General features: G+C 37.8%; 16 protein-coding genes. 10 read left to right on the top strand and 6 right to left on the bottom strand.

The window, feature by feature from the left end; genetic code table 11:
- Window positions 1-27: 27 nt before the first annotated feature.
- Window positions 28-762, top strand: a complete 735-nt coding sequence (locus CDW55_RS07820) for a S1/P1 nuclease (RefSeq protein WP_410492777.1) — start codon at window positions 28-30, stop codon at window positions 760-762.
- On the opposite strand, the gene CDW55_RS07815 is transcribed toward CDW55_RS07820, so the two are convergent.
- Together CDW55_RS07815 and mnmD are read right to left on the bottom strand one after the other, a co-directional pair.
- Entirely contained in the window at window positions 757-1,173 is a 417-nt protein-coding gene (locus CDW55_RS07815) for an NUDIX domain-containing protein (protein ID WP_088469190.1), read from the bottom strand. The two genes, CDW55_RS07820 and CDW55_RS07815, sit on opposite strands and share 6 nt — an antisense overlap.
- Window positions 1,174-1,217: 44 nt before the next feature.
- Complete coding sequence (mnmD, locus tag CDW55_RS07810; RefSeq protein WP_088469551.1) at window positions 1,218-1,907, bottom strand: tRNA (5-methylaminomethyl-2-thiouridine)(34)-methyltransferase MnmD; 690 nt, start codon at window positions 1,905-1,907, stop codon at window positions 1,218-1,220.
- A gap of 84 nt (window positions 1,908-1,991) precedes the next feature.
- Between mnmD and CDW55_RS07805 the strand changes: the two genes are divergently transcribed.
- From CDW55_RS07805 to CDW55_RS07790, 4 genes are all read left to right on the top strand, one after another.
- Window positions 1,992-3,065 carry a branched-chain amino acid aminotransferase gene (locus tag CDW55_RS07805; RefSeq protein ID WP_088469189.1) on the top strand — a complete coding sequence of 358 codons (1,074 nt, stop codon included), beginning with the start codon at window positions 1,992-1,994 and terminating at the stop codon, window positions 3,063-3,065.
- A gap of 97 nt (window positions 3,066-3,162) precedes the next feature.
- Window positions 3,163-3,672, top strand: coding sequence for an FKBP-type peptidyl-prolyl cis-trans isomerase (locus CDW55_RS07800; protein WP_088469550.1), 510 nt, complete (start codon window positions 3,163-3,165; stop codon window positions 3,670-3,672).
- 82 nt (window positions 3,673-3,754) lie between these two features.
- On the top strand, window positions 3,755-4,807 hold the full coding sequence (locus tag CDW55_RS07795; protein ID WP_228399625.1) for a peptidylprolyl isomerase: 1,053 nt from the start codon (window positions 3,755-3,757) through the stop codon (window positions 4,805-4,807).
- A 327-nt stretch (window positions 4,808-5,134) separates the two neighbouring features.
- Window positions 5,135-6,070: a hypothetical protein gene (locus tag CDW55_RS07790; protein ID WP_088469187.1), complete on the top strand. Its 936-nt coding sequence runs from the start codon at window positions 5,135-5,137 to the stop codon at window positions 6,068-6,070.
- 113 nt (window positions 6,071-6,183) lie between these two features.
- Here the strand turns inward: CDW55_RS07790 and CDW55_RS07785 are convergent, their stop codons facing one another.
- Complete coding sequence (locus CDW55_RS07785; protein ID WP_088469186.1) at window positions 6,184-7,011, bottom strand: ion transporter; 828 nt, start codon at window positions 7,009-7,011, stop codon at window positions 6,184-6,186.
- Window positions 7,012-7,071: 60 nt separating this feature from the next.
- On the opposite strand from CDW55_RS07785, the gene CDW55_RS07780 reads away from it, so the two are divergent.
- Together CDW55_RS07780 and CDW55_RS07775 are read left to right on the top strand one after the other, a co-directional pair.
- Window positions 7,072-8,169 carry a Nif3-like dinuclear metal center hexameric protein gene (locus CDW55_RS07780; protein WP_088469549.1) on the top strand — a complete coding sequence of 366 codons (1,098 nt, stop codon included), beginning with the start codon at window positions 7,072-7,074 and terminating at the stop codon, window positions 8,167-8,169.
- Window positions 8,170-8,173: 4 nt separating this feature from the next.
- Window positions 8,174-8,953 carry a zinc ribbon domain-containing protein gene (locus tag CDW55_RS07775; RefSeq protein ID WP_088469185.1) on the top strand — a complete coding sequence of 260 codons (780 nt, stop codon included), beginning with the start codon at window positions 8,174-8,176 and terminating at the stop codon, window positions 8,951-8,953.
- A gap of 71 nt (window positions 8,954-9,024) precedes the next feature.
- Here the strand turns inward: CDW55_RS07775 and CDW55_RS07770 are convergent, their stop codons facing one another.
- A complete protein-coding gene (locus tag CDW55_RS07770; RefSeq protein WP_088469548.1) occupies window positions 9,025-10,224 on the bottom strand; it encodes a pyridoxal phosphate-dependent aminotransferase in 1,200 nt (399 codons plus the stop codon).
- Window positions 10,225-10,307: 83 nt separating this feature from the next.
- Between CDW55_RS07770 and rsmG the strand changes: the two genes are divergently transcribed.
- From rsmG to CDW55_RS07755, 3 genes are all read left to right on the top strand, one after another.
- Window positions 10,308-10,943, top strand: coding sequence for a 16S rRNA (guanine(527)-N(7))-methyltransferase RsmG (gene rsmG / locus CDW55_RS07765; protein ID WP_088469184.1), 636 nt, complete (start codon window positions 10,308-10,310; stop codon window positions 10,941-10,943).
- A 53-nt stretch (window positions 10,944-10,996) separates the two neighbouring features.
- Window positions 10,997-11,413, top strand: coding sequence for a hypothetical protein (locus CDW55_RS07760; RefSeq protein ID WP_088469183.1), 417 nt, complete (start codon window positions 10,997-10,999; stop codon window positions 11,411-11,413).
- Window positions 11,414-11,505: 92 nt separating this feature from the next.
- Window positions 11,506-14,238 carry a PD-(D/E)XK nuclease family protein gene (locus CDW55_RS07755; RefSeq protein WP_088469182.1) on the top strand — a complete coding sequence of 911 codons (2,733 nt, stop codon included), beginning with the start codon at window positions 11,506-11,508 and terminating at the stop codon, window positions 14,236-14,238.
- A gap of 52 nt (window positions 14,239-14,290) precedes the next feature.
- Here CDW55_RS07755 and CDW55_RS07750 read toward each other — a convergent pair whose 3' ends face one another.
- Entirely contained in the window at window positions 14,291-15,472 is a 1,182-nt protein-coding gene (locus CDW55_RS07750) for an acyl-CoA dehydrogenase family protein (RefSeq protein WP_088469181.1), read from the bottom strand.
- 77 nt (window positions 15,473-15,549) lie between these two features.
- The gene (locus CDW55_RS07745) at window positions 15,550-16,293 is read right to left on the bottom strand and encodes an NUDIX hydrolase (protein WP_088469180.1); all 744 of its coding nucleotides are present in this window, start codon (window positions 16,291-16,293) and stop codon (window positions 15,550-15,552) included.
- Window positions 16,294-16,298: the final 5 nt, after the last annotated feature.

The following is a 16,298-nucleotide window of genomic DNA, read 5'->3' as shown; positions in this document are numbered from 1 at the left end:
CTTACCGCAGTATCAGCCTCTAACCTTATGTATTCATACGGTGTTACTGGGCACCGAGTTGTTGCAGATATCGCAGAAAACCACCTGACCGGAAAAGCCAAAAGACATCTGAAGAAAATTATAGGAGACCAAAAACTGGCTTACTGGGCCAACTGGCCGGATTTTATAAAATCTGATACTACTGGTGTCTGGAAGCACACCGACCAGTGGCATTATGTAAACATCAATCCTCAGGATAGTTTCAAATCTTTTTCCGACAGTTTGAAGGCTCAGACCGGACCTAATTTATATACCCAGATTAAAACACTTTCGGCTCAGATTAAAGATAAAAAAACATCAGCCAAGGACCGCGAGATGGCGTTAAGATTTTTAATTCACCTGGTGGGCGATTCTTCCCAACCGATGCACGTTGGCAGAGCAGAAGATTTGGGTGGCAACAGAATAAAACTCAAGTTTTTTGGGGAAAATACCAATCTCCATTCTTTGTGGGACTCTAAACTTATAGATTTCCAGAAATACAGTTATTCCGAATACACAACGCTTCTGGATGTGAAATCAAAAGAAGAAGTAAAGAAAATACAGGCAGGAACGCTCGAAGAATGGCTGTATGACAGTCACCAAAGTGCCAATAAAATCTACGCAAATACATTAATGGATGGGTCGTATGCTTACGATTATAACTACAAATATGCAGATTTAATGGAACGACAGCTGCTATATGGAGGATTGAGATTGGCTAAAATCCTGAATGATATTTTATAACAGCCGTTCTTTCAGTTTTTCAAACGCAATCTTATCTACAGGCAAAATAAATGGGTTTCCATCGGTATCGATGGGAATCCATTCTGTTTTTTCAATACAGGGATCCATGATGAGAAACTCGTTTTCATCGATGATTTCAACAAGATAATATACTGTTAAAAGCTGCTCATTGTCCCGGAATCGCGAAACTACAAATTCTTCCTGCGTATAAAGATGTTCGAGGATATTGATTTTTACATTCAGTTCTTCTTCGAATTCGCGGTGCAGGCAATCGAGGACTCCTTCACCAAATTCAAGACCGCCACCGGGAAGTTTCATCAGCTGTTCACCGGCATATTCTTCGTGCAGCACCAGTACCTTTCGATCTTTAACTGCTGTAGCGTACACCCTTATATTTAATTTGTCGATCATGTGTCAGTTTTCTATCAAAACAAAGTTAATAAATTAAGATATAATTAACATTCCTCTGTTTTCAGTTTTATGGCATTGATCATTTCGCGTTTTCCCGGAGGTCCGGCTTTTTTCTCTACTTTAAAGTTCAGTTCTTCTAAAATCCTACGTACACTGCCTTTGGAAGAGTAGGTGGTAAGCAGTCCGCCTGTCTCCATTTTGTCGGCAACCATTTCAAAAAGCGGTTTTTCCCATAAATCAGGTTGTACTCTGGCACCGAAACAGTCGTAGTAAACAAGGTTAATTTTAGGTAATTCCAGCTCTTTAAGATCAAAAAAGTCGCAGTGATATTTTGTGAAAAAGAAGTTGGGCAGCAATTCTGTGGTTTTGTTCCATTCACACTGGTGTAATTTGCGGTTGTATTCCTTCATATTTGGTTCATCAAAAAAGACATCATAACCCAATTCCTTAACTTCACCTTCATTTACGGGGTACTTTTCAATGGTGAAATAGTGAATAACATGATTTTTATCAGTTTTCAAAAATTCATCAATTGTTACTAAAACATTAAGTCCTGTGCCAAAACCGAGTTCTAAAATATTAATTTCATAATTATTTAGGCGTTTTAATCCATGATCAATAAATACATGTCTTGCTTCCTGCAACGCGCCGTGATGCGAATGGTAGTTTTCGTTTAAATTGCTGATATACAATGTTTTGCTTCCGTCAGAAGTGGTTTTAATCGCTCTTTGCATTTCAATTTTTTTCAAAATTAATTTAAAATTTTGATATTTAAAAAATTATGTTAAATTTGTAGAACATCAAAAAAAATTTTTAATATGATAATTCAAAAATCTACCAATCCGAGAATTTCAACTTTTGATCCTGAGAATTTTTCGTTTGGAAATACTTTTATCGACCACATGATTATCTGTGAATATGAAAACGGAAAATGGGGTGATGTAAAACTTGTACCTTACGGTCAGTTGCCTTTTTCACCTGCGATGATGGGCGTAAATTACGGACAGGCTTGTTTCGAGGGTATGAAAGCTTATAAGGATAAAGACGGGCAGGTTTTTCTTTTCCGTCCGGAGAAGAATTTCGCAAGAATCAATAAATCAGCGTCGCGTTTGGCAATGCCGGAGGTGACTGAAGAAATGTTTATTGACGGTTTGAAAGCCTTGGTAGATATCGACAGAGCATGGATTCCACAGGGAGAAGGGATGTCGCTTTACATTCGTCCGTTGATTTTCGCTACGGAAGAAGCATTGAAAGCAAGAGTAGCTAATAAATATATGTTTGCTATTGTGGCAACTCCGGCAAAAAGTTATTACTCAGAGCCCGTTTCTGTGTTGATTTCAGATTTTTATTCGAGAGCGGCAAGTGGAGGTGTAGGTTCTGCAAAAGCAGCCGGAAACTATGCAGCATCTTTTTATCCGACACAGTTGGCTATAGAGCAGGGTTACGAGCAGATTATCTGGACCGATGATGCTACTCACCAATATTTTGAAGAAAGTGGTACGATGAACGTTTTTGTAAGAATTAACGATACGATTTATACGCCGCCAACATCTGAAAAAATTCTTGATGGGGTTACTCGTGACAGTTTTATTCAGCTGGCAAAAAGACGGGGAATTGAAGTGAAAATTGAACCGGTAGCAGTGAAAACTGTAATTGAAGCACAGAAAAACGGAACTTTAAAAGAAGTTTGGGGCGTGGGAACTGCTGTTGTTACCACTGTTTTCAAGGCGTTAGGTTATAACGGAGAAAAACTGCAGCTTCCAAGTCTTTCGCTCGAAGAAAGTTTTGCTTTAACCTTGCAGAAAGATCTTGTAGATATTCAAACCAATAAAGTTGAAGATCCTTTCGGATGGAGAGTTTTGGTAGAAAAAAACATTTTGGAAACTGCCTAAGCTTCCATTAAAAACATATCTGGAAACCGGGAAAAATTTTATCCCGGTTTTTTCGTTTGAGCATATGGGGCGAATTCCTTATTTTCGCAAAGTATTTATGCAGAAATTAATCATCATATCATCCTTACTGCTCATTGGCTGCGCCCAGAATCAACAGGTACATCCGCCCGTTGGTGGAATTCTCAGTGAAAAAGATCTGAACACCTCCAAAAACAGGGCAAAAAACCTAAATCAGATGGAACGGACCCAGATCCAGGATTGGATCAATAATCAGGCGGAAAAATTTTATCCGATGAGTCTGAATTACTGGGTTAATATTGAGAATCTTCAGCAAAATCAAAAAAAGCCAGACGGCGAAACCATATCTTACGAATATGAAATTTACGATTTCGACAAGGTGAAACTTTATGATAAACCAAAGCGGAATGTAAATGTTCAGTTTGGCCGTTTTGAGGAATTAAAAGCAGTAGAGGATGCCCTTCGGTATTTGGATAAAAATCAGGAGGCAACTTTGTTAGTCCCTTCAATATTAGCTTTCGGAACATACGGTGATAATGATAAGATCCCGAATGATATGCCTTTGATTATCAAAATTAAAGTACTTTAAAATAAAATTAATGCTAAAGAAAAATTTTTTAATCGCAATAGCAGCAATTTCGCTGTCGAGTTGCACTCCAATTTATAAAAAAATGAACGTAGACAAAGAAACTTACGAAGGTTTGAAAGATGGCCTTTATGCAAATTTCCAGACTTCCAAAGGAAATATGATTGTGAAATTCGAAGACAAAAAAGCACCGGTAACCGTTGCTAATTTCGTCGGTTTGGCAGAAGGAAAAATTGAAAATAAAGCTAAAGCTAAAGGAGTTCCTTATTATGACGGAACGATTTTTCACAGAGTGATTAAAGATTTCATGATTCAGGGAGGCGATCCGAAAGGAACCGGCATGGGAGATCCCGGATACAAATTTGATGATGAAAAAAATGATCTTCAACACAGTGGAAAAGGAATCCTTTCAATGGCGAACTCCGGACCGAACACCAATGGTTCTCAGTTCTTCATCACTGAAGTGGCGACTCCTTGGTTAGATGGCAGACATACCATTTTCGGAGAAGTTGTTAATGGAAAAGAGGTGATCGATTCTATCGCAAATGTTGAAAAAGGACCCCAGGATAAACCTAAAACCGATATTGTTTTAGAAAAAGTATCAGTATTCACTAAAGGTGACGAATATAAAAACTACGATGCTGCTGCCATCTTCAATGAAGGAAAAGGAAAGATCCAGGAAAACAACAAAGCAGCAACGGCAAAAATTGAAGCTGACAAGAAGAAAAAGGCTGAAGAATTTGCAGCAAACCAGCAAAAATTAGTTGATGATTTAAAAGCCGGAATGCAGGTAACACCTTCAGGACTGTATTATAAAATCACCAAAACTACGGATGGCATTGCTCCACAGCGGGGTGACGAGGTAGCGGTACATTATGCAGGTAAACTTGTTGACGGAACAGAATTCGATTCTTCATTCAAAAGAAATCAGCCGATCGATATCCCAATCGGAGTTGGTCAGGTAATTAAAGGCTGGGATGAAGGAATCATGCTTCTGAAAGAAGGAGAAGCTGCTACTTTATTGATTCCATCTGACCTGGGTTACGGATCCGCAGGTGCAGGCGGAGTTATTCCACCAAACGCATGGTTAATATTCGACGTTGAATTGGTAAACGTTAAAAGTAATTCTACAAGATAAATTTAACTTATTCTTCAAATAAAAAGAACACTCCTTGAATTTGGAGTGTTTTTATTTTATGCGTACAATAGTTTTTATAAATTCTTTTGTTGATAAATTCAACTCTTTTATTTACCCTTTTAATACACAAAAAAAGCTGAGATTTAGCACTATTCCAAGGATGCCTACACACAGTCTTTGTTTGGAAAAGGAATATTTAATAGACGGAATCGATTAGTATATTTTTCACACTTTGTAATATACAATAAAATAATTTATTAAAAAAAGGTGTTTTAACGGTATTTTATTCTATTCATTAGTAGTAATTTTAAATCGTAAAAAACACACATGATGAGAAAAAAATTTATTTTAGGAATGTCGTTAATCCTATTTACGATTTCACACGCGCAGGTGGGAATTAATACCACTGCGCCAACTACGACTTTACAGATTGATGGTAAAGATGTTGCAACTAAAGTTGCAGGTTTGCTTGTCCCCAGGTTTACAGGAGATGAAATATTTAATATGCCGATATCTGTAGCTCAAGGTTATGCAGCGGCATCAACCTCGAATTATTCCAACTTGGTTTATGCCACTTCTGCCGCATCGGTTCCTAACCAAGAAAGCACCGGAAGAGGCGAATTCTTAACAACCTCAGGTTTCTTTTATTGGGATGATCCCGGACAGAAATGGAGAAGGTTATTTGTTGCCTCCTCGTCAGCTGCCGGTAATGATGGGGTAGTAAAAATTATAGGAGGTTCAGGCGGGAGTTTACCATCATTTGTTTTACCGAAAGGAGGTAACGGGTATGGTGCTGAGCAACCATTAATACTAAGTACACCGTTAACATTTGCACCTCCAAGCACAACCAGTTGGCCTGAGATGGTCGGCACGGTTGGATCTGCAGCGGTGATGACCCCACTTATTTATGATGATGCAACAGGAAAATTTCGCGAAAATCAAATTTTAGGACAGGTTCACATGTGGCGTTTAGTTGTAAGGGTTGTTGCTGGTGCAGGTTCCGCGGGATCCGTGATGGCAATTATGAGAAATCCCGTTAGTTTGTTCGAGATTAATTCTATTCAATCGCTTCCTAGTGGTTCAAATTCTCCAGCGGGTAACATCTTAACGTTCTTATTTGTAACTATAGCGGATGAAGCTAGTGTTGGATACGAACCACCAGCAAATACGGTTCCTAAAGGTTATAATTTTTTCTTGAAAGCAGATGCGGCTGCAACCGTGGAATTTCAATCATTAACCCGTGTTTCACTGTTTAAAGATTAAAACACCGTTTCATATAATCACAAATGATGATTTGTAACAAAAGGTAAAAACCTGAGACCTAAAACACAAATTTTGAGAAGAAAAGGAGATGCGCTAAAATGCATCTTCTTTTTTTATACCACTTTTTCGCCGCAGATTTTGCAATAACGCGAATCATCATCAATATCCTCATTCCCGCACCGGTCACAAACTTTCTCCAGATTTTGGCGTTTGTTGCGCATTTCTGCGGTTACAATTCCTGTCGGCACAGCAATGATAGAATAACCGGCAAGCATTAGAAGAACTGAAAGGAATTTACCGAGTGGTGTACCCGGCGAAACATCACCATAACCCACTGTTGTTACAGTCACTACCGCCCAGTAAATACTCTGTGGAATGCTTTCAAATCCTTCCCGGTGACCCTCCACCATAAACATCAGCGAACCCACGATTACACAGAATATTACCAAAAACAGGAGAAATATATATATCTTTCTGGAACTGTGTTTCAGAGCTCTTACGATGAAATAGCCATCATTCATAAAATCCAGAAGGTTAAAAATCCTGAAAACCCTCAGCATCCTGAGCATTCTTAAAATCAAAAAGTACTTTGTAATGGGGAAAAACAGACTCAGGTAAAAAGGAAGGATTGCCAGAAAATCGATGATTCCAAAAAAACTGAAGATATATGCTTTCTTATTTTTAATGGTAAGAACTCGTAACACATATTCAACCGTAAAAAATGCAGTGATGATGATTTCAAGAATTACAAAAACAAGATGGAGCTTAGCATCGAAAATCTTTACACTTTCCATCATGACGATGAAGGTGCTTAATAAGATAAGAACCAAAAGAACAAGGTCGAAGAGCTTACCAAGTTTAGTGTCTGAAAGAAAGATAATACGGTAAACCTGACGTTTCCATTTCGTGCGTTCGGATATAAAGTTATGTTCCTTTTCCATAGGTGTAATTCAAAATTAAATGTAAGAAATAATTCTTACTTTCGCTACAAACTTAAGAAAATGACAGTAAAGGAAGTGGTTTCTGAAATAGAAAAAAAAATCGCTCTAAAACAGGCAGAAGATTTTGATAATGTTGGATTATTGTGCGGTAATCTGCAGCGTAATGTTACCGGAATACTTGTTTGTCATGACGCTTTGGAACAAGTCATCGACGAAGCTGTTTCCAAAAAAGTAAATTTTATTGTCACCTTTCATCCCATTATTTTTTCCGGTTTAAAGTCAATTACAGGAAAAAACTATGTAGAACGGGCAGTTTTAAAAGCGATGGAGAATAAAATTGCAATTTATGCGATTCATACAGCTTTTGACAATGATTATTTTGGAGTTAATTTCAGGATTTGCGAGGAATTAGGTCTTCAGAATCAGAAGATTTTAATGCCAAAACCCCAAAACCTTAGAAAGCTGGAAGTATACGTTCCGAATAATTATACAGAAGCTGTTAAAAACGCCCTCTTTAAAGCTGGCGCAGGAAATATAGGATTTTATGATGAGTGCAGTTTTACGGTTCAGGGTAAAGGAACGTTCAGACCGATTGAAGGTTCAAATCCATTTTCCGGAATCCAAAATATCCGTGAAAATGCTGATGAGCAGATGGTTTCTGTAATTTTTGAACACTATAAACAGCATCAAATGATGGCTGCCTTGAAGAATGCGCATCCTTATGAGGAAGTCGCTTACCAAATCATCACACTCGAAAACGAAAATCAATATTCCGGATTAGGAAGATTTGGTGACCTTGAAACAGAAATGGATGAGACTGATTTCCTTAAGTTTGTAAAAGAAAAATTCAGTTTAAAGATGATTCGTCACTCTCAGCTTAACAACAAAAAAATAAAAAGGGTAGGTGTTTTAGGCGGAAGTGGTGCAAGTGGCATAAAAGCCGCGCTTTCGCAGAACTGTGATGCGTATTTAACGGGAGATGTAAAATATCATGAATTTTTTCAGAATGAAGGCAAAATGCTTATTTGCGACATCGGTCATTTTGAGTCTGAACAATTTGTAACCCAACAATTAATTGAGATTTTATCGGAAATTTTTCCTAAATTTGCAGTCTCAAAATCTGTTGAGAATACAAATCCTGTAAATTATTTTTTATAAAAATATGGCTAAAAAAACTGTAGAAATCTCTGTTGAAGATAAGTTAAGGGCGCTTTATGACCTGCAAATCATCGATTCAAGATTAGATGAAATCCGCAATACAAGAGGTGAATTACCAATTGAAGTTGAGGATCTGGAGATTGAAATCGAAGGTCTGGAGAAAAGAGCTGATAAATTTCAGAACGAAATAAAAGAACAGAATGATGAAATCAATACAAAAAATGAAGTCATCAATCATGCGAAAACCCTGATCGACAAATACAAAGCTCAGCAGGAAACGGTAAGAAACAATAAAGAATTTGAAGCCTTAGGAAAAGAAATAGAATTCCAGGAGCTTGAAATTCAGCTGGCTGAAAAAAGAATTAAGGAATTTGGAGCGAAAATTGCGCATAAAAATGAGACTTTTGAAGAGTTGAACAATAAAATCGAAGAACTTAAAAATCACCTGAAATTCAAAAAAGAAGAACTGGAAAGTCTGGTTGCTGAAACCCAGAAAGAAGAAGATTTCTTAGTTGAAAAATCGCAGGAGTTTGCAAAAAATATCGACGAAAGATTGCTGGCTTCTTATCAAAGAATCCGTACCAATTCACCAACAGGGCTTGCTGTTGTAGGTTTGGAAAGAGGTGCGCCAAAAGGATCCTTCTTTACACTTCCTCCACAAAAGCAGATGGAAATTGCGCAGAGAAAAAAAATTATCATTGATGAACACAGCGGAAAAATCCTGGTTGATGATGATTTGGTAAACGAAGAAAACGAAAAAATGAAAGACATTATTAAATTTTAATAATTTTTCATAATAATAACAAAGGTTCGAAAATTTTCGAACCTTTGTTATTTTGTAGTTGTGTGTTTAATTTATTCAATAATCGCTTCTTCCAGGCAGACTTTTATCCTGTTCATGGCGTCTTTAAGCTCTTTTTCAGAAGCTGCGTAAGAAAAACGGATACAGTTTGCATTTCCGAAAGAAACGCCACCCACCGTTCCTACATAGGCGTTTTCAAGCAAAAACATCGCAAAATCATCGGCGTCTTTTATTTCAGTTCCGTTTAAAGTTTTACCGATATAGAAAGAAATATCCGGAAAGAAATAAAACGCTGCTTCAGGATAATTCACCTTGAATCCGGGAATTTCTTTCATCAGATGATATACGATCTCTCTTCTTTTTTTAAATTCATCAATCATATAACGGTATTCCGAAGGATCTGTTTTCAGCGCAGTTACCGACGCTTTCTGTGCCATCGTATTGGCGCCGCTCGTCATTTGTCCCTGAATTTTTTCGCAGCCTTTCGCGAGCCATGTTGGGCACGCAGAGTAGCCAATTCGCCAGCCTGTCATTGCGAACGCTTTCGACATTCCGTTGATAACGGCGGTTTGCTCATAGACCTGCGGGAATTCAGCAATTGAGGTATGTTTTCCGTCGTAATTTATAAATTCATAAATCTCATCAGAAATAATGGTGATTTGCGGATACCTGGCAATCACATTCGCGATTTTTTCCAGTTCTTCATACGTATAAACACTTCCCGACGGGTTACACGGCGAACTGTAAAGTAATACTTTAGTTTTTGGCGTAATTGCTTTTTCGAGCTGTTCGGCGGTAATTTTAAATTCAGTTTCAATTGATGTTTCCACAAAAACCGAAGTTCCGCCCATCATTTTCACCATTTCATCATAACTCACCCAATAGGGAGCCGGCAGAATCACTTCATCCCCGTCATTAAGGACCGACGCTAAAACATTTAAAATAGACTGCTTTGCACCATTGGATACGCAAATTTGAGAAGGAAGATAATCGAGATTGTTATCGCGCTTCAGTTTGTCACAAATGGCTTGCCTTAAATCAAGAAATCCCGGAACAGGAGAGTAGTGGCTGAAATTGTTATTGATTGCCTCAAAAGCCGCTTCTTTAATGTTTTTCGGAACATCAAAATCGGGTTCTCCAAGTGTTAAACTTATAACATCCAGTCCGTTGGCTTTCATTTCCCGAACTTTGTTACTCATTACAAAAGTCTGCGAAAAGCTCATTCTGTTAAGCCTTTCAGAGTGTTTTTCCATAATCATTCTTAAATCTCTCAAAGATAATTTTTTTCTGCAAAGTTCTGAACTTGTTTTTTTAAATTTGTGGAAATTATATTTAAATGCCTGCTGAACTTATAGAAAAGTATTTCCCGAACCTTACCGAACAACAGAAAGAACAGTTTAGTAAACTGGAAGAACTCTACGGAGAATGGAATGAAAAAATAAATGTGATTTCCCGCAAAGATATGGATTCGCTTTACGAAAAACATATTCTGCATTCTCTCGGAATCGCAAAAGTGATGGAATTTGCTCCGAACACAAAAATTCTTGATATTGGAACTGGCGGTGGTTTCCCGGGAATTCCGCTGGCTATTTTGTTTCCGGATTCGCATTTTACGCTGATCGATTCTATTGGTAAAAAAATCACAGTTGTAAAAGAAGTTTCGCAGGCAATCGGATTAAAAAATGTGACCGCAGTTCATGGCAGAGCAGAAAATTTAAAAGAAAAATTCCATTTTGTTGTAAGCAGAGCGGTAACACAGATGCCGGTTTTTCTACGATGGTTGAAGGGAAAATTCGAAAAAGAACAGTTTAACCCTAAACACAACGGCGTTCTTTATTTAAAAGGTGGCGATTTATCTGAAGAACTCGCCGGAATGAAAGCGGAAATCTTTGAACTGAATAAATTTTTTGATAGTGAGTTTTTCGAAACCAAAAAAGTAGTATATTTATCTAAAGGAAATTTCAATTCATAATTCATCAGATTAAAGCAATTATTGATATTATTTCACTAATAAATTTCAATTTTATGAGAACAATATTCAAATCCATTTTCGTTGCTCTTTTGATTTTCAGTTTGGCAAGTTGCAACGACCGTTTGGAAGGTGATGAGATTTTAAGTACAGAACCATTGAAAATAGACAGTGTAAAAATCGCGCAGGATACGATGGATATTTATACTACGCAAACGATAAAAACCTTCTCGCAGTTCAGTACGCAGTGCGAAGGATTTTATGGTTATGATTATCAGCACGTTGCACCGTTGGAGCGTAAAGTAATATCATATAAATTTAAAACTTCAGCCAGTTGTGGTGAAGTTGCGACAAGAGTTTCACAGATCAATTTCAGGCCACAACAAACCGGAACTTATGTTTTCAGATTCTGGAACGGCAAAGATACAGCCGGTGCAAATATCTGGATCGAAAAGAATATCGTGGTTCAATAATTAAAGTTCAAAATATAGAAAAAACATCAGAATTATTTTATTTCTGATGTTTTTTTATGAAATTATGCTTATTTTTCATCTTTGCATTCTTTATGAAATTTCTCAATAAAATCATCACCGAACTGTTGTCCCAAAATTCGGATCTCTCACAATTCAATATTGTTCTTCCCGGAAAAAGACCTGTTGTTTTCATCAAAAAAATACTGAAAGAAAAGCAATATTCCGGCTTTTTGCCAAACTTTTTCACAGTGGAAGATTTAATACGCGATCTTTCCGGCAAACAGCATCTGCAGGGAATTTCGCTATGGCTTTTCGCATTCGACATCTACCGCGAGATTCAGCCTTCTGAAGATTTTGCTTCTTTTCTTAAATGGTTTCCAACGCTGCTGAAGGATTGGGATGATATTATGAAATTTTCAGAAAGCGATGAGCAGGTTTTGGTCTATATGTTCGATGAAGAACGCATCAAAAACTGGTCTGAAAACCTTGGCGAATCAGAAGACAACCCGAGAAGAAAGTTCCTGAATTTCTGGCAGAAGATGAATGTTTTTCTTCCGATCCTAAAAAAGAAACTTACAGAAAAAAACTGGGCAACTTCAGGCATGATTCATGAAACAGCAAAAAGAAAAATTGCAGATTTTGCCCAGAAAACTGATCAGAAATTCGTGTTCTGTGGTTTTAATGCATTTACGCCGGTCGAGGAACAACTGGTAAAAAGTCTGCTTCAGTGGGATAAAGCGCAGTGTTTTTTCCAGGCTGATGACTACTACATGAATGATGAACGCCAGGAAGCTGGCAAATTTCTTCGCAACCATAAAACCTGGAAAGAATTTAATGAAAGTCGCCCGTTCCAATGGGTTGCAAACGATTTTGCACAGGAAAAACGAATTAAAGTTTATGAGGTTTCCGGAAATATTACACAGGCCAAAGTACTTCCCGAAATTTTTAAAGGAATAACACCTGAAGATCTGTCGAAAACTGCAGTCGTTTTGCTCGACGAAAACTTGCTTCCGGCAACTTTAGACGCGATCAGCTCGGTGGAATATCTTAATATTACCATGGGTTTTCCGCTGAAAAATCTTGCTTTCAGTAATGCGATTAAAAAACTGTTTTATCTTCAGAAACAGCTTGAGCAAAAGGATTCTTCCTATTATTACAATGATGTGCTTGCGGTACTGGAGGAACTTCCGAATGATGAATCCGACAGAGAAATTATAGCTGCTTTCAAAACTACAATTGAAGAGCGAAACATTGTTTATATTTCTAAAAAACAGTTTGGGGAATTGCTTTCAGACCTTTCTTATTTCAAACTTTTTCAGAAGCCCGGTTCTGTAAAAGAATTCCTGGATTTGCTCATCAATTACTGTTACGTATTGAAATTCAGACCGCTGGATGATATTCTTTATGAAAATATTGCGCATTTCGAAAAGAGTTTTAAAATTATTAAAAATCAGCTTTCACCTTACAATTTTCAGATAAACATGGACACCCTGGAGGTGCTGATCAATCAGTTGGTAAATTCCGAAGCGATTGATTTTCAGGGCGAGCCGTTGGCAGGTTTACAGGTGATGGGACTTTTGGAAACAAGGCTCTTGAACTTCGAAAATATTATTTTGCTCTCTGCGAACGAAGGTAAATTGCCGCTCGGAAATTCACAGAATACCTATCTGCCGTTTGATATCAGGAAACATTTCGGTTTGCATACTTTTTTAGAAAACGATGGGATTTATGCCTATCATTTTTACCGCTTAATTCAGGATTCGAAGAATGTTCATCTACTTTTCAACGCCTTGGGTTCAGGGGTGAATACAGGCGAAAAAAGCCGGTTTATTACCCAAATGGAGATTGAAGACAGCCATCACGAGATTGAAAATATCATCATCGAAAATTCTTCAGATCCGATTCGCCAGGAACCAATCCATATTGAAAAAACCCCGAAAGTCCTTGAAAAACTGAATGAGTGGAAAAAGAAAATTTCGGCTTCGCATCTTACCTCTTATATTTATAATCCTGTAGATTTTTATCTCACCAAAATTCTCAATACAAGAGAAACCAGTGAAATTGAAGAAGAACTTTCGCAGCGCAGTTACGGTAATCTCGTGCATTATTCGCTTCAAGATATTTATGAAAAATTTATCGGTAAAGAATTAACTGTAAGTGATTTAGAGATTTCTAATGAAGTGATTATTGATGTAATTAACCGCGCGATAGAAAAGCTGAAACACCAAACTGAATTTTACGAAAAAGGGATGAATTTCATTCATAAATCTATTGCAGAAAGGGTAGTACGCAGTGTAATTGATTACGACAGAAATTTGTTGGAACAGGGCAACTCGCTTGAAATTTTAAGCGTTGAAGGAAACTTTGAAGATGTGCAGTTTTTCCTTGATAGTGAAAAAGGGGATCCCGTTTATTTTTACGGATTTATTGACCGTGTTGACCGCCTTAACGGAAATCTCAGGATTATTGATTTTAAAACGGCGAAAACTAAAAATCTTTCGCTCTCAGTTCCGAAAAAGCCTGAAGACGAAGAAAAACTTGAAAAATTATTTTTCAGATATGATTATAAGCAGGCGATGCAGCTTTGTGTGTACGCTTATTCGGTTTTAAATGAAGAAAAATATCCGGATAATTTTCTGCAATGTGGAATCTGGAGTTTTGCTGAAGTGAACAAAGGTGTGCAGAATCTTCATCTTTTCGGAGAAAAAGAAATCTCGCGAGCGCTTTTAGAAACTCCGATGAGATCAATAAAAAATGTAATTCTCGACATTCTAAATCCGGAACTTGAGTTTGTTGAAGAAGTGAAAGAAACCTGGGGTAACTAACGAAAAAGCCTTCAGATTCCTGAAGGCTTTTTGTATGGTAAAGAAATATTTTCTATCCGAAAGCGTTGATTCCTGTGACATCCATGCCAGTGATCAGCAAATGGATATCGTGCGTACCTTCATAAGTAATAACCGATTCTAAATTCGCGGCATGACGCATCATTGGGAATTCGCCCATGATTCCCATTCCGCCAAGCATTTGTCGGGATTCTCTGGCAATATCAATCGCCATTTTCACATTGTTTCTTTTCGCCATTGAAATTTGTGCCGGGCTTGCTTTATGCGCATTTTTAAGGTTTCCTAACTGAAGGCAAAGTAACTGTGCTTTGGTAATTTCTGTTAAGAATTCAGCAATTTTTTTCTGCTGTAACTGGAATGAAGCAATAGGTTTTCCGAACTGTTTTCTTTCTTTGGTATACTGAAGTGCGGTGCAGTAACAGTCGATTGCAGCGCCGATTACGCCCCACGAAATTCCGTAACGTGCAGAATTTAAACAGGAGAGCGGACCTTTTAATCCCACCACTTTAGGTAATAAATTTTCTTTAGGAACTTTTACATTGTTGAAAACCAGCTCACCGGTTTTTGAAGCCCGAAGGCTCCATTTATTATGAGTTTCGGGAGTTGTAAAGCCTTCGAAGGCACGTTCAACAATCAGTCCCTGAACTTTTCCTTCTTCATTTTTTGCCCAAACTACTGCAATATCGCAAAGCGGCGCGTTGGTAATCCACATTTTTGCGCCGTTCAGCAAATAATGGTCGCCTTTATCTTCAAAATGCGTTTCCATAGAACCTGGATCAGAACCGTGATTAGGTTCGGTAAGACCGAATGCCCCGATCATTTCTCCTGAAGCCAGGTGTGGTAAATATTTATGTTTTTGTTCCTCAGAACCATATTCGTTAATCGGGAACATTACCAGTGAACTTTGTACAGAAGCGGCAGAACGAACTGCAGAATCACCTCTTTCGAGTTCCTGCATGATAATTCCGTAGGAAATCTGATCGAGTCCGGAGCCGCCGTATTCTTCAGGAATATACGGTCCAAGGGCACCGATTTTCCCCAATTCCTTCATTAGATTAGGAATATCGGTATGATTTTGTGCTGCCTCATCTATTTTCGGCATCACAAAACTTTCAACCCAATCTCTCACGGATTGCCGGATTAATTTGTGTTCATCAGTCAAAAGATCATCCATTAAATAATAATCCGGAATGGTTGTAAGCGGGTAGTATGACATAATTTTTAGTTTTGCCTAAATTAGGATTTTTCGCAAAGGTGAGGAAATCTTTCGGCAAAAAATAAGCGGTTTAATATTTATTTTTTGTCGGCAAACTTGTAGAGATACGGTGCTTTATTGGCAGAGCCATCGAAAAATTTCTCGAGTCGTTCCAATGAGTTAAGGGCCAAGATTTTACGCTGAAAATTATTTCTGCGGAATTTTTCATCAAGCACAGTTTCATACACGGTTTGGAGTTCCTTCATGGTAAATTTTTCGGGCAGCAGATTACTGGCGACAATTTGGGTGTCGATATTTTTACGGATATGCTCTAAACCGCAGTTGATAATTCTTTCGTGATCGAAAGCCATTTTCGGAAGTTTATTTACTTCGAACCATGCGCATGTTTCGTTGAAAGCATCGGGAAAAGTATCGACCAATGAAAAATCGATGAGACTGCAGTATCCTACCGTGATAAAACGCTGAAAAATCCAGTGATCTGGCGGAACGTCGATGTTTTTATTCTTCAGTAGAATCTGGTGAACATTATTCTCCGTTCGGTTTTTGCGGCCGAAAGTGTGAAACTGTTCTAAAAAAATATCCGAGAGGTGAGTTCGTTCATAAAGCACACGGCAAGCAGCTTCGCGAAGATCTTCATCATTAAAGACAAATCCGCCCGGCAAAGACCAAAGATCTAAATCGTGATATTTTAGCAGTAAAACTTTCAGAATATCGTGATGAAATCCAAAGATTACACAATCCACCGAAATATGTTCTACAAAGTCTCTGGTATCGATGAGCTCCTGTAAATTCTGCTTATTTTTTGAGTCGTCTACTTTCATATCTA

Source organism: Chryseobacterium sp. VAUSW3 (assembly GCF_002205795.1).
GTDB classification, from domain to species: domain Bacteria; phylum Bacteroidota; class Bacteroidia; order Flavobacteriales; family Weeksellaceae; genus Kaistella; species Kaistella yananensis.
This window is presented reverse-complemented; position numbering and strand designations above follow the sequence as displayed.